This window comes from Paenibacillus sp. Z6-24, from assembly GCF_054161335.1.
Genome location: NZ_CP096398.1, coordinates 2566844 through 2579506, shown reverse-complemented (window position 1 = coordinate 2579506; position 12663 = coordinate 2566844). Strand labels below are relative to the sequence as shown.

Annotated in this window: 13 protein-coding genes; 9 read left to right on the top strand and 4 right to left on the bottom strand. The window is 49.8% G+C overall.

Going from position 1 to position 12663, the window contains the following annotated elements; all coding sequences use genetic code 11:
* The first annotated feature begins 15 nt into the window (after nucleotides 1-15).
* Complete coding sequence (locus M1D61_RS11290) at nucleotides 16-1851, top strand: UbiD family decarboxylase (RefSeq protein WP_458118571.1); 1836 nt, start codon at nucleotides 16-18, stop codon at nucleotides 1849-1851.
* Nucleotides 1852-2046: 195 nt separating this feature from the next.
* Here the strand turns inward: M1D61_RS11290 and M1D61_RS11285 are convergent, their stop codons facing one another.
* On the bottom strand, nucleotides 2047-2556 hold the full coding sequence (locus tag M1D61_RS11285) for a hypothetical protein (RefSeq protein WP_458118569.1): 510 nt from the start codon (nucleotides 2554-2556) through the stop codon (nucleotides 2047-2049).
* A 712-nt stretch (nucleotides 2557-3268) separates the two neighbouring features.
* Between M1D61_RS11285 and M1D61_RS11280 the strand changes: the two genes are divergently transcribed.
* Both M1D61_RS11280 and M1D61_RS11275 read left to right on the top strand, forming a co-directional pair.
* Nucleotides 3269-3931 (top strand): serine/threonine protein kinase, encoded by a 663-nt coding sequence (locus tag M1D61_RS11280; protein ID WP_458118567.1) that lies wholly within the window; start codon nucleotides 3269-3271, stop codon nucleotides 3929-3931.
* A 111-nt stretch (nucleotides 3932-4042) separates the two neighbouring features.
* Nucleotides 4043-4471, top strand: coding sequence for a DMT family transporter (locus M1D61_RS11275; protein ID WP_458118566.1), 429 nt, complete (start codon nucleotides 4043-4045; stop codon nucleotides 4469-4471).
* Nucleotides 4472-4555: 84 nt separating this feature from the next.
* Here the strand turns inward: M1D61_RS11275 and M1D61_RS11270 are convergent, their stop codons facing one another.
* Complete coding sequence (locus M1D61_RS11270) at nucleotides 4556-5122, bottom strand: GNAT family N-acetyltransferase (protein ID WP_458118565.1); 567 nt, start codon at nucleotides 5120-5122, stop codon at nucleotides 4556-4558.
* Between the two features lie 242 nt (nucleotides 5123-5364).
* Here M1D61_RS11270 and M1D61_RS11265 point away from each other — a divergent pair, with 242 nt between their 5' ends.
* From M1D61_RS11265 to M1D61_RS11245, 5 genes are all read left to right on the top strand, one after another.
* On the top strand, nucleotides 5365-6060 hold the full coding sequence (locus M1D61_RS11265) for a Crp/Fnr family transcriptional regulator (RefSeq protein ID WP_458118564.1): 696 nt from the start codon (nucleotides 5365-5367) through the stop codon (nucleotides 6058-6060).
* A gap of 84 nt (nucleotides 6061-6144) precedes the next feature.
* Nucleotides 6145-6543 (top strand): NUDIX hydrolase, encoded by a 399-nt coding sequence (locus M1D61_RS11260; protein WP_458118563.1) that lies wholly within the window; start codon nucleotides 6145-6147, stop codon nucleotides 6541-6543.
* A 481-nt stretch (nucleotides 6544-7024) separates the two neighbouring features.
* On the top strand, nucleotides 7025-7426 hold the full coding sequence (locus M1D61_RS11255) for an Rrf2 family transcriptional regulator (protein ID WP_046214207.1): 402 nt from the start codon (nucleotides 7025-7027) through the stop codon (nucleotides 7424-7426).
* Between the two features lie 74 nt (nucleotides 7427-7500).
* Nucleotides 7501-8433, top strand: a complete 933-nt coding sequence (locus M1D61_RS11250) for an NAD(P)/FAD-dependent oxidoreductase (protein WP_458118561.1) — start codon at nucleotides 7501-7503, stop codon at nucleotides 8431-8433.
* Nucleotides 8414-9301 carry a class I SAM-dependent methyltransferase gene (locus tag M1D61_RS11245; protein ID WP_458118560.1) on the top strand — a complete coding sequence of 296 codons (888 nt, stop codon included), beginning with the start codon at nucleotides 8414-8416 and terminating at the stop codon, nucleotides 9299-9301. The genes M1D61_RS11250 and M1D61_RS11245 overlap by 20 nt, the downstream gene beginning before the upstream one ends.
* Nucleotides 9302-9425: 124 nt before the next feature.
* Here the strand turns inward: M1D61_RS11245 and M1D61_RS11240 are convergent, their stop codons facing one another.
* Entirely contained in the window at nucleotides 9426-10637 is a 1212-nt protein-coding gene (locus M1D61_RS11240; RefSeq protein ID WP_458122482.1) for an MFS transporter, read from the bottom strand.
* A gap of 273 nt (nucleotides 10638-10910) precedes the next feature.
* Between M1D61_RS11240 and M1D61_RS11235 the strand changes: the two genes are divergently transcribed.
* On the top strand, nucleotides 10911-11492 hold the full coding sequence (locus M1D61_RS11235; RefSeq protein WP_458118559.1) for a TetR/AcrR family transcriptional regulator: 582 nt from the start codon (nucleotides 10911-10913) through the stop codon (nucleotides 11490-11492).
* 66 nt (nucleotides 11493-11558) lie between these two features.
* Here M1D61_RS11235 and bla read toward each other — a convergent pair whose 3' ends face one another.
* Nucleotides 11559-12551, bottom strand: a complete 993-nt coding sequence (gene bla, locus M1D61_RS11230; RefSeq protein WP_458118558.1) for a class A beta-lactamase — start codon at nucleotides 12549-12551, stop codon at nucleotides 11559-11561.
* Nucleotides 12552-12663: the final 112 nt, after the last annotated feature.

The window sequence follows — 12663 nt, the reverse complement described above, 5'->3', positions numbered from 1 at the left end:
TGGAGATATAAATCTATGTACAGCAATCTGCAAGAATGCCTGATGGATCTGGAACGAAATGGTCATCTGATCCGCATCAAGGAAGAAGTGGACCCTTATCTGGAGATGGCTGCTATTCATCTGAAAGTATATGAAGCCGGCGGTCCAGCGCTGTTGTTCGAGAATGTCAAAGGAACCCGTTTCCGTGCAGCTTCCAACATCTTCGGTACGATGGACCGCAGCCGGTTTATTTTCCGCAGCACATGGGCATCCACGGAAAACATTATCGCTCTGCGCAGTGATCCGATGAAAGCATTGAAAAATCCTTTTGGCAATATGAAAAATGGACTGGCTGCCTTCAAAGCACTGCCTTCCAAAAAAGCAAACGGCCTGCCTGTCACAGCACAGGAGATTCAGATCAGCGATCTGCCGCTGATCCAGCACTGGCCGATGGATGGCGGGGCATTTGTCACGCTTCCGCAGGTGTACAGTGAAGACCCTGATAAGCCGGGAATTATGAATTCCAATCTGGGAATGTACCGTATCCAGCTGAGCGGCAATGAGTATGAGTTGAATCGCGAGATCGGTCTGCATTACCAGATTCACCGCGGTATTGGTGTGCATCAGGCCAAAGCCAACAAGCTGGGACAGCCGCTCAAAGTCAGTATTTTTATCGGTGGTCCACCGGCGCATACGCTGTCTGCGGTCATGCCGCTGCCGGAGGGACTGAGCGAGATGACTTTCGCCGGTCTGCTCGCCGGGAGACGATTTAATTACAGCTATATTGACGGCTATTGTGTCAGTAATGATGCCGACTTTGTCATTACCGGAGAGATTTATCCGGGCGAGACCAAGCCCGAAGGCCCGTTTGGAGATCATCTGGGCTACTACAGCCTGACTCATCCTTTCCCGCTGATGAAAGTGCACAAGGTGTTTGCCCGTCATGATGCGATCTGGCCGTTTACCGTGGTCGGTCGTCCGCCGCAGGAAGATACGGTGTTCGGTGAGCTGATCCATGAATTGACCGGCGATGCGGTCAAACAGGAGATTCCGGGCGTCAAGGAAGTGCATGCGGTCGATGCGGCAGGCGTGCATCCGCTGTTGTTCGCCATCGGCAGTGAACGGTATACGCCGTACCAGCAGGTCAAGCAGCCCGCCGAGATTCTGACGATTGCTAACCGGATTCTGGGCACCGGTCAGGTCAGTCTGGCGAAGTATCTGTTCATTACAGCCGAAGACCAGATTCCGCTGGATACGCACCGGGAAGTCGATTTTATCGGCTATATTCTGGAGCGGATGGACCTGCACCGGGATATTCATTTCCAGACCAATACGACGATCGATACGCTGGACTACTCGGGTACCGGACTGAATACCGGCAGCAAAGTCATCTTCGCCGCCTATGGCGACAAGAGACGTGATCTCTGCCGCGAGGTACCGGAAGAAATGAACCATCTGCGTACCCTGTTCAATCCGCGGCTTGTTATGCCGGGTGTGATCGCTGTCCAGAGTACGCCATTTACCGATTATGCTTCGGCACGCCAGGAGCTGGCTGATATCTGCGCAAGTCTGGAAGCGAGAGGACCGCTGACATCAGTACCGATGATTATTCTGTGCGATGACAGTACGATGGTGAGCGAGACGCTGAGCAATTTCCTATGGGTGACTTTTACCCGCAGTAATCCGTCCCATGATATCTATGGAACGAATAGCTTCTACGAGAATAAGCACTGGGGCTGCGATAATATGATTATCGATGCACGGATCAAGCCTCATCAGGCGCCGCCGCTTATTCCCGATCCGGCGGTGGAGCAGAAGATTGAGCGCCTGTTTGCCAGCGGCGGCAGTCTGAGCGGTATCAAGCTGCGCTAACAGACAGATGTGGATACACCGAAAAGCTGTTATTGCTGTGTCGATAGAATAGTCCAGTACACAGCAGGTTGGCATCAGACCGTTAATTTACACAAAAAGAACAGCTGCGCATACCGGCAGCTGTTCTTTTTTGTGCATTTCTCCGGGATTTTGAGCAGAACAAAAGAGCCGCTCAAAGCGACTCCCCTGTATGTATTAATGTCCGCCGGTATTGGAAGCCCAGACCGGACCTTTGCCAGTCGCATAGAGAACGACATTTCCGTCATCCTGAACGACCAGGCTATCGCCGAACAATCCTGCCGGCACATTGCCCTGATAGTGTGCATTGCTCCAGCCTTTTGTATCTGCAGTCCAGAATACAATATTTTTGGAAGGGTCAGTAACACGCAGCGTTCCGCCCATCAGTGTCAGAGCTTCGGGATACCGCTGGAATTCACGACCTAAAAACGGATCATAATATTTATATACATCATCATCCGTATTGGAGTCCCACATTGGAATACCGGCATCTCTGTACAGAACCAGATTGCCATCGTTCTGCATAACCAGATTAAATCTTCCGCTTGGTGAGGACAACATCTGGCCTTTGGCCAGCGTCTCACCTTGGGCCAGGGTACTTTTGGCAGAAGCAGCGGAAACGTGGTTGAACTGAAGCATAAATACCGCGAGCAGAATTAAAACAAGCTTTGACGTCATGCTTTTCATAAATTCGATCTCCTTTGGGAATAGTTTTAATTTCTGGAAGAATATATTACAAATTTTTATTTTTAACAACCATTAATTTACATTTTAACAAGTCGGCAGGTTTTTAATATTATATGCCCGGCAGTCACAGGGAACTTTTTTAGTCTGTAATTCTCCAGATGATTCTCAACTTGTTATGGTAAAATAAATAGCTAAAAGCTTTCCAGATCAAGCTTTGGCACTTATTCAACTACGATTAATCGTCCCGCCTGGCCCAGATGGATTTTGATAATCCGGGAAGTTTTTTCTTCTTTATGTTTATACTCAGGAAATGTATCATTGGATCTCTTATGCGGCCGGGAAACGGTACGTTGTGATTATACGGTGTGCGAACGATGAATATGAACATTCTGATCAGTTATACATACTGCTGAAAAGAACGGTTTATCTGCATGGAAGGATTCGATAATAGTGAACCAATTTTATCATTCCGGAACAAAATATATTTACACCTGCTGCCGATAAATAAAAAGACTTCTTCTGCAACCTTATGCCAAAATAGAAGTACATATACATAGACATGGATATCCGGCAACCCGTCTTACTCTGCATCGTTTGATATCGAAACGGAATAGGGAGATCAGAAAGCAGAAGCAACTTTTTGGAACAGGTCGACTTATACATAGCTGCTACCATGCAGACCATTTAATTTCCAATACGGGGAGTGTCATTTATGGAGAAGTTGTTGAAGCAAGTAACCGAACAGTTTCTGAAGCAGCTGGTTATCGAGAGTATTCATCCGATGGAACCGATCAAGGTACGTCGCTATCCAAAACCATGGGTATTGCTCGGCGCTGGCAATTATGCAGCCGTCTTTTACCATCCGGACTATACGGACTATGCAGTCAAAGTCTATGCCCATGGCAAAACCGGACTGAAAGAAGAAGCCGAAGTGTACCGATTGCTGGGCTCGCATCCCGCCTATTCCCGCTGCTATTATGCAGGCGAGAACTTTCTGATCCTGCAAAGACTGCATGGTACAACGCTGTATGATTGCATGAAAAAGGGAATCCTGATCTCCCGGCAGGCGATTCGCGATATCGATGAAGCGCTGGAGTACGCGACTTCCCGTAATCTGCGTCCTCATGATGTACATGCCAAAAACGTGATGATCGCCGACGGGCGTGGATTGATCGTCGATGTATCCGATTTCTCCAAGCAGGAGGACTGCCGGATGTGGATGGATTTTAAAAAAGCCTATACTCGATTCTATTGGCCGATCGCTTCGAGGTTTGTATTCCCGGTGCCTTCCTTTGTGCTGGAAGGGGTACGCAAAGGCTACCAGATCTATCGCAGATACAGAGCGAGACATCTGGCGGCAGCGGTGCGTTCCTGACGAATGGCTCGGTAATCGGTCCTTTTCCTATAGATCAAGACATATGTCCTAACGACGTGACGCACCATTATCGGTATAATGAGCAAGGAATGAAACAAGGAGGAACAGAAGATGAAAGGTGTATTATTTTCAATTCTGGCCGGTGCGTTTCTTGCTCTGCAGGGTGTGGTCAACTCCCGCGTAGGACAGGATATCGGCACATGGAAGGCCGTTATGATCAATCAGCTGGGAGGGGTTATTCTCGCTGCGCTGATTCTGGTATGCATGCGAGGAGGCAACTGGCGCGGGTTCCGTGAAGTGAAGCCGCTGTATCTGATAGGTGGAGCTTTTGCAGCGATTATCGTATTCAGCAATATCAGCGCGATGCATCTGGTCGGTGCGACGCTTACAGTATCAGCAGTGCTGATCTCGCAGCTGTGCCTGACGTTTCTGATTGATTCGAGAGGCTGGTTTGATACGGTCAAAAAGTCGATGCACCTGCCCCAGTTTGTGGGGATCGGCATCATGATCGCCGGTGTGATTATTCTGCGCATCAGCTGAGTAACAATCCAAAAAGCAGGGCCTACATAGGGCTCTGCTTTTTTATAATTTATACTATAACTATAATTATAACTACGGCCAGAATCAGGATTTGCTTTTACGAAAAGATTTCTCGTGGAAAGAAGTAATCTGCTGGAACAGGGAGCGTCCGTCATCCTTGATCTCCAGACCCGGCACAAGTGGCAGCACAAGCGCCCGATACGTCTCCGGAATCCAGATATAATGATGGACATAATCGGTTGCGATAAATCCGCATTTCTCCCAGAACATAATCCGTTCCCGGTTCTCGGGTGTGTCTTCGGCTTCGGCCTCAATAATGACAGCCTGTATATGATACTGCTCTACCGCCCAGTCACGCAGCAAACCAAAAAGTTGCCGCCCTTCACCCTGGCCGCGCCGGTCGTGGCGAATTGCCATATAATCTATAATCAGATTCTGTTCATCTTCCGGACCGCTCAGACCGGTAAATGCCATGGCAACGAGTTCGCCTTCATCCCAGCCGGCATGCATGAAGGCGATTTTCCGATCCAGCATCGCTTTGAGAATCTTCTCCGGCTTGGCTCCATGCACAAAAGCCTCTGTATAAATGGGACGTATCTGCTCCCACAGCTGCTGATCCCATTCGCTGTAAGTAGTCATTGTTAATGTCATTGAATTGTCCTCCAGTAGTCTTCTATCGAATCGGTCATGCCATATCATATTTATTATAATCCCTGTACAGATAGGCTGCCTATTGGGTCCTTATTCTATTCCATACCACAGCAGTCTACAAATCTAACGCATGTGCTGGTATAGTGAAGGACATATGTCCTAATCCTATTACTGATGCTATTCGGTATAATGATCCAGACAGTATGTTCGTTATCAATTGGCGTATAGAAAGGGGACGCAATATGCAGGAGAATCAGGATCGACAGCAGCTGATGGACTATCTCCAGCAGTTTGGCATTCAGGATGTATTCCACGAACCGCTGCTTCCGCATGTGTCACTGTATCTCTTTGAGCCTGGGGAGAAGCTGTGCCTGCAGGGCGAACAGCCGGACATTCTCTATGTACTCGTAAAAGGCATGACCAAGACCTCAAACAATTCGCCGGAAGGACGGACACTGGTGCTCTCGTTCAAGACCCCGCCGGAGATGATTGGCGATATCGAATATATTGAGAAAGTCGACAATATGAATACGGTCGAAGCGGTAACACCGGTAGAAGCACTTGGCATCCCGTACCGCTGGTTGTACAAGTACGGACAGGATCATCCGCCGCTGCTGCAATTTCTGCTGCGGATCATTACTTCCAAGTTCCGGATCAAGTCCGATTCGATGAGCTTCAACCTGATGCATCCGGTCGAGACGAGGCTGGCCAGCTACCTGTTGTCGGTGACGACAGACCAGAATCCCGTGCTGATCACCGGTCATCCGGCCGATTACAATCTTACGGATATCGCCAATCTGATCGGAACCAGCTACCGGCACCTTAACCGGGTCATTGGACAGTTTGTAAAGCAGGGCTGGATCGTACGCAAAAGAGGCAGTATTGCCGTTCTCAATCGACCGGCGCTGTACCAGCTCGCAGGGGCAGCCGTATTTTGAACCATTTTCGTAATTCTCAATTCGCAATTCGTAAAATGTCATATGCGATTTTAGACTATGATTTGAATCAAAGGAGAGAACAAAATGACCAAAATCATCGATAAAGTAGCCTGGATACATACTAACGCTCAGCGTATACTATGCGCCCGTTCCAGAGGCAAATCACTGTACTATGTTCCCGGAGGAAAGCGGGAGACCGGCGAGAACGACGAACAGACATTGATTCGTGAAATCGAAGAGGAACTATCTGTACGGATTCGCCCTGAATCGGTATCTTCATTTGGCGTATTCGAAGCGGCAGCAGACGGCAAAAGCGAAGAAACGATTGTACGCATGACCTGTTATACAGGCGAATACGACGGAGAGCTGCAGCCGGAGAGCGAGATCGAAGAAATTGCCTGGCTGGGCTACAGAGATATCGAGCGTACTTCGGCAGCTACCCGGTTGATCATGGAAGAGATGCATCAGCGCGGCCTGCTGTAGTAACAGATCCGAATAAGTAGAGCAATCATTCCCGAAATCAGACAGTGATAAATCCTCAGAGTACGCAAGTGTACCATTCAGCGCCAGTGCCGGATACGTCTCTTTGGGACCTTCTTCAGGCCAATAGTGCCGTTGTTAATCCCATGTTTGCACATCATATAGGTCTGCGGATGTCCGTGCAGCAGGAGCAGCGGCGGACCGTCCCCTCGGTACTGATCTTACTGGTGTGAATCGTGGTCTGTTGAAACCCTTCAAATAGCATCAGCCATTCTCTTCTCCATACCGGTTAATGATAGATTTTTAACCAATATGATCGGGAATATCCCTTTTCTTTTGCATAAATACAGTTGACAGGCAGAATGATTGAGTCTATTATAGACCCATAAAGTCTTTAATCACTCGGGTGGATGTGGTTGACGCTTGGACAAATTAAGAGCTATCATAGATGAATAAAGTCTGTAATAAAGGTGGACGAATCTCTATGAAATTTTCCAAAGCAACCGATTATGCGCTGCATGCCATGCTGTATCTGGCTGCTGTGACACCTGCGCGGCTGGTCGGCGTACAGACGCTGGCTGATAAACTGCATGTATCCCCTACCTATTTATCCAAAATCCTGACCAAGCTGGTCAAAGCCAATATGATTGAATCCTCATCCGGAGCGAATGGAGGCTATCGGCTCAAGCGGAATTGGGAAGAGTTCTCTTTTCTCGATGTGATCCATGCGATTGAAGGTACATCTTCACTGTTCGAATGCGGGCTGGATCATGGACCGGAATGTCTGGTGCAGCAGGTGATGCTGAACGCCGAGAATGAGATGGAGACGTATTTGCAAAATCAGAAACTGTCAGCGCTTGCTGCCAAAATGCCGTCGGTTCATTGAACCGCAGCATTTTTTACACAGGAATTACGGATATTAATAGTCTATTATATCCTCGATAAAAAGGAGGAATAACTATGATATATGATTGTGTCATTATAGGCGGCGGTCCGGCAGGACTCAATGCTGCACTTGTACTGGGAAGAGCGAGGAGAAGTGTAGCTCTGATCGATAATAACCGGCCGCGCAATGCAGTCACTCATGCTTCGCACGGCTTTCTGACCCGGGATGGAGTGACACCATCCGAGTTCCGGCGTATCGCTTATGAGGAAGTACTAGGGTATCCATCGGTCACATATTGTCCGCAGGAGGTCATATCAGTACGTACTGTCCCGGCTGGATTTGAGATCATTACCGGTACAGGAGAGTCTCTCCATGCCCGCAAAGTACTGATCACCACCGGACTGAAGGAGATTCTGCCCGATATTCCGGGTGCCCAGGAAATGTATGGCCAGAGCCTGTTCAACTGTCCATACTGCGATGGCTGGGAACTGCGCGATCAGCCGCTGATTGTCGTATCGGAACATGAACGGCTGCATCATCTGGCAAAACTGCTGTACGGATGGAGCCGTGATCTGGTCGTATGCACCAATGGCAGTCATATACTGACCGATGAACAGAAGCAGCAGCTGACTGCACGAGGAATTATCGTTACGGATCAGCAGGTAGCCGCTTTTCATGGAGAGGGTGGCAAGCTGCAGCAGGTAGAGTTCACAGACGGTTCCCGGATTGAGCGAACCGGCGGATTCCTGACCCCCGCACAGCTGCCGCAGGCGTCATTTGGCGAGGAACTGCATTACGAGAAGAACGAACTGGGCGGGATCAAGACCGATGAGACGGGCAGAAGCAGCATTCCCGGACTGTTCGCAGCAGGAGAAGCGGCGAGCGGTAGTTCCTCACAGCTCATTCTCTCCGCAGCGGCGGGCAGTCTGATCGCAGTCCATATCAATCATGAATTAAGCGAAGACACATTCAGCAAAGGAGAATCCAATGAATCAATCCCTATTTGATCCGGAACAATGGAAGACCGCATGGGTAAATGACCCCGAGGCAGGAGTTAATCGTATGCTTCGATCCGGTATAGAACCGATTAACGCTTTTAATGAGGCGGCGAGAGCCAGAAGTTTTCACGAGAAAGCATTTAGTGCAAAAGGTCGCAGCCGGGCAATACGGATTATGGAATGGATGCGTACCCAGGGGGTAGCTTTTGCGAATACATCCGTGCTGGATATTGGCGCGGCTTCCGGTGGATTCACTCTTCCTTTTGCAGAGCAGGGGGCTATGGTTACAGCTGTTGAACCATCTGTCCATCTGACGGGATTAATGAGAGAAAGCACTCCTGCTGACCTGACGGACCGTATCGAGATCGTTCAGGAACCTTTCGAGGATATTGTGCTGGAAGAGAAAGGATGGACAGGGAAATATGATCTGGTATTCGCCTCGATGTGCCCGGCGATCTTCGGCTGGGAGATGGTGGAGAAAGCGATCCAGTGTGCCAGCCGCTTCTGTTATATCAGCACAATCGCCAGCCCGAGAGAACTGAGCATCATTGAAGAGCTTCGTCCGGTACTGGGGATGCAGGACAAGCCTGCGTACAGTTCGGATATGGCCTATATCATGCAGCTGCTGAATTTGTACGGATATTCCTTTCAGTCACTGATTACACGGGAGAGTGAAGTGATACGAATGTCGCTTGATCAAGTGATCCGCAACCTACACGGCTGGTTCCTGTTTGACGGTATTCCTGCAGACAGTGACTCTCTTCGGGAAGCGGAACACTACTTGAGAAAGACATACACAGATCCCATGGTAGAGATTCAGCAGAGCGGTCGTTTTGGCAAAGTACTGATTCGTCTGCAAGATCAGGCGATGAGCTGAACAGGACAGCCAGCACCACAGCATGAGGCTTCAAAGCATCACTAAACCGAAGTGTAAATCGAATAACATGAAAATGGACTGCCAGCGCTTATCTGGCAGTCTTTTTGCTAATGACTTATGAAATTTACTCACTGTATTTCCTTGTTACTAACCAGAACACAAATGCAGCGATACTGAAAGCCGTCCCCAGCATACATACGCCTGTCCATCCATACACAGCATAGACCTGCGTGGAAGCAAATGATCCGGTCGCACTGCCAATCGAATAGAAGATCATATATGCACCGGTCAACCGGCTGCCTGCCTCCGGACGGGCGGTGAGAATCATCGTCTGGTTGGTGACATGTACGGCCTGTACAGCCAGATCCAGCAGAATAATGCCTGCGAGCAGAGCGAACAGGGTAACATCCAGCCAGAGCATCATTACCCAGGAGAGAATGAGCAGCAGCAAAGCGATACCGGTCGTGCGTTGTCCATATCCTCTGTCGGCCAATTTGCCTGCGCGGGCAGCAGCGATTGCGCCGGCAATTCCAGCAATGCCAAACGCTCCGATCTGGGTATGATTCAGATCATGGGGCGGACTACTGAGCGGCAGCACAAGAGCGGTCCATAATGTACTGAAGGCACCGAAGATGAGCAGAGCGAGCATTCCGCGTATCCGCAGCAACGGCATCGTCGCATACAGCTGCAGTGTGGAGAGGAGAAGACGAGCATAGGAGGTGGAAGACTCCTTTTCATGAATCACGGGAAAAGCGCGATACAGCATCCCGGTAATCACAGCGAGCAGCAGTGCAGAGACCAGATAGACCGAGCGCCAACCTGCAATATCCGTCATAATCCCCGCAAATGTACGAGCCAGCAAAATACCGATCACGATACCGCTGGTCACCAGCCCCACATTGCGCCCACGCTCGGCGGGATCTGACCATCTGGCGGTCGCAGCGACCAGCGTCTGGGCGACGACAGCGAGCAGCCCGACTGCTCCCAGCCCGGCGAACAGCATAAGATGGCTGCCGGATAGGCCGACCGCGAGCAGACTGAGCACAGACAGGCACATCTGTACCATCACGAGACGGCGACGATTAATCCGGTCCCCGAGCGGTACGAGGAAAAAGAGGCCTAGTGCATAGCAGGCCTGGGTAACCGTGATCACCATGCCGAGGATGGAAGCACTCAGGGCAAACTGCAGGGCAAGCTCATCCAGCAGTGGATGTGCATAATAGATATTGGCTACCGATATCCCGCAGGCAATGGCGAACAACAATACGGTTTGCCGTGGCAGGATGGCTGCAGGATGAGGCAAGCTCACGCTGTTCTCGCTGGATCGCAGTGGCATCTGATGTGGGTCGGTGGATGATGGAGAAGCAGGCAGCGACTCAGACAGTGTACAGATAGTGGGCTGATCGGATTTCATAGATACCCTCCTTTTGATTATGTACCATTCGGTAATTAATATAACATGAATGATAGTAGGACATAGAATAAATGTCAACCTTTCAGTTCTCTTTATCAGGTTATTCCTCTTTACAAGTACTATAAATTGACATCGATGCACAACTACACTATGCTTTTATTAAATAACAAATGGTATAGAAAGTAGGCGGGATAAGTGGCAAGACCACGGGAGTTTGATAAGGAGGCTGCGCTGGATACGGCGATGCAGCTGTTCTGGAGACAGGGGTATGAAGCGACTTCCATGAATGAACTCGCAGCGGCGATCGGGATTCAGAAGCCCAGTATGTATGCGGCATTTGGAGATAAAAAGGAATTGTTCGAGGCTGCACTACGGCGGTACAACCATCAGCATGCCTCACTGATTCGCGGCCGGCTGCAGTATGTGGAGAGTGTACGGGAGTCTTTCCGTCATGTATTTGAGCAGATGGTTCAGGACGCAGTAGTCGGTGAGAGCAGCCGGGGATGTTTTTGCATTAATACGCTGGTGGAGCTGGCTCCGCATGATCCACGATTTGAAATATTGACCCGGGAGCATCAGATGTATTTGACAGCTGTATTTCAGGAGCATATGAATCGTGGAGTTCAGTCAGGTGAACTGCGTGCCGATCTGAATGTAGAAGCGGCGGCAAGAGCGCTAATGCTGCATATGATCGGACTGACGGTAATGTTGAAGAGCCGACCGGAATCATCCTGGATCGAACAGTCACTGGATACTATTTTGAGTGTATTGGACTAACAGCCCAAAAAGCCGGGATACATTTATCTGTCGGCTCTTTGGGCTGTTATATGGAACAATTCAGATTCACTTCAACGCATCCAGTGTGATCCGGGCAGCTTTTGCAACCAGTTCATTGTCTGTTTTGGCATCCTTGTTGTCATGGTCGGTCAGGATAGCCATGATAATCGGTGCACGATCAGGCGGCCAGATGATAGCGATATCATTACGTGTACCATACGCTGCACTGCCTGTTTTGTCACCGACGACCCAGCCTTTCGGTACTGCAGCCCGAATGAGCTGATCGCCGGTAGTGTTGCCTTTCATCCACTCGGCCAGCAGCTGCCGCTTATCTTGAGTCAGTACTTTGCCGGTAGTTGCAAACAGACGCAGATCCTGTGCCAGTGCCCGTGGTGTACTCGTATCTCTCGAATCGCCGAGCACGATTTCGTTCAATTCCGGTTCTATTCGCTCGGACCGGGTGACTGTATCACCGATTTGCCGCAGTGCCTGCTGGAAGCCGGATGGGCCATTCAATTCCTGGAACAGAATATTGCCGGCGGTATTATCACTGTACTGGATCGCTGCCAGGCAGATTTCCCGGAGTGTCATACCGGTCTCCACATGCTTCTCGGTAATTGGAGAATACTCGACCAGATCATCGGCGGAATAGGTGATGATCCTGTCCAGATCGGAGATGGATCTCTGCTGCAGGACGGCAGCTGCAGCAAGTGCCTTGTATGTAGAGGCAAAAGCGAATCGTTCATTGTGACGGTAAGCGACGACCTGACCTGTGCCCGTATCTACCGCATATACACCGACCCGACCTTGGCGCTGTTGTTCCAGATGCTTCAAGGAAGTGACGACAGAGGCATTAGAATGCTTGGCAGGCGCAGCAGTATGCTTGATACTGCTGGCAGCTGTCATCGCCATATGACCTGCAGGAGGCACAGCGACAGCCTCCGCTTGGCTAACGGTGGGAAGAGTCGAACTTGTCAGAGTTAACAAAGTGAGAGCTGCCATTGCCAACGCCGCTCTGGAAGAGTATTTGTGCAGATGTACTTTTTTCAAGGAAAACACTCCTTTTCAGGTATGGTTATCGGGACATTGTCCGTTAACCAGCATAGGAATTTTCCGGACAAGGAACAATGGAACAAATCTGATAAATCTGTCATGGAGCAATCAGGAACAG

Excerpts from the sequence above, each read along its gene's own strand:
- M1D61_RS11275 (WP_458118566.1), top strand. The coding sequence starts at position 4,043 with ATGAAAGGTGTATTATTTTCAATTCTGGCCGGTGCGTTTCTTGCTCTG.
- M1D61_RS11290 (WP_458118571.1), top strand. The coding sequence starts at position 16 with ATGTACAGCAATCTGCAAGAATGCCTGATGGATCTGGAACGAAATGGT.
- M1D61_RS11270 (WP_458118565.1), bottom strand. The coding sequence starts at position 5,122 with ATGACATTAACAATGACTACTTACAGCGAATGGGATCAGCAGCTGTGG.
- M1D61_RS11260 (WP_458118563.1), top strand. The coding sequence starts at position 6,145 with ATGACCAAAATCATCGATAAAGTAGCCTGGATACATACTAACGCTCAG.
- M1D61_RS11280 (WP_458118567.1), top strand. The coding sequence starts at position 3,269 with ATGGAGAAGTTGTTGAAGCAAGTAACCGAACAGTTTCTGAAGCAGCTG.
- M1D61_RS11255 (WP_046214207.1), top strand. The coding sequence starts at position 7,025 with ATGAAATTTTCCAAAGCAACCGATTATGCGCTGCATGCCATGCTGTAT.
- M1D61_RS11240 (WP_458122482.1), bottom strand. The coding sequence starts at position 10,637 with ATGCCACTGCGATCCAGCGAGAACAGCGTGAGCTTGCCTCATCCTGCA.
- M1D61_RS11285 (WP_458118569.1), bottom strand. The coding sequence starts at position 2,556 with ATGAAAAGCATGACGTCAAAGCTTGTTTTAATTCTGCTCGCGGTATTT.
- M1D61_RS11265 (WP_458118564.1), top strand. The coding sequence starts at position 5,365 with ATGCAGGAGAATCAGGATCGACAGCAGCTGATGGACTATCTCCAGCAG.
- M1D61_RS11245 (WP_458118560.1), top strand. The coding sequence starts at position 8,414 with ATGAATCAATCCCTATTTGATCCGGAACAATGGAAGACCGCATGGGTA.
- M1D61_RS11250 (WP_458118561.1), top strand. The coding sequence starts at position 7,501 with ATGATATATGATTGTGTCATTATAGGCGGCGGTCCGGCAGGACTCAAT.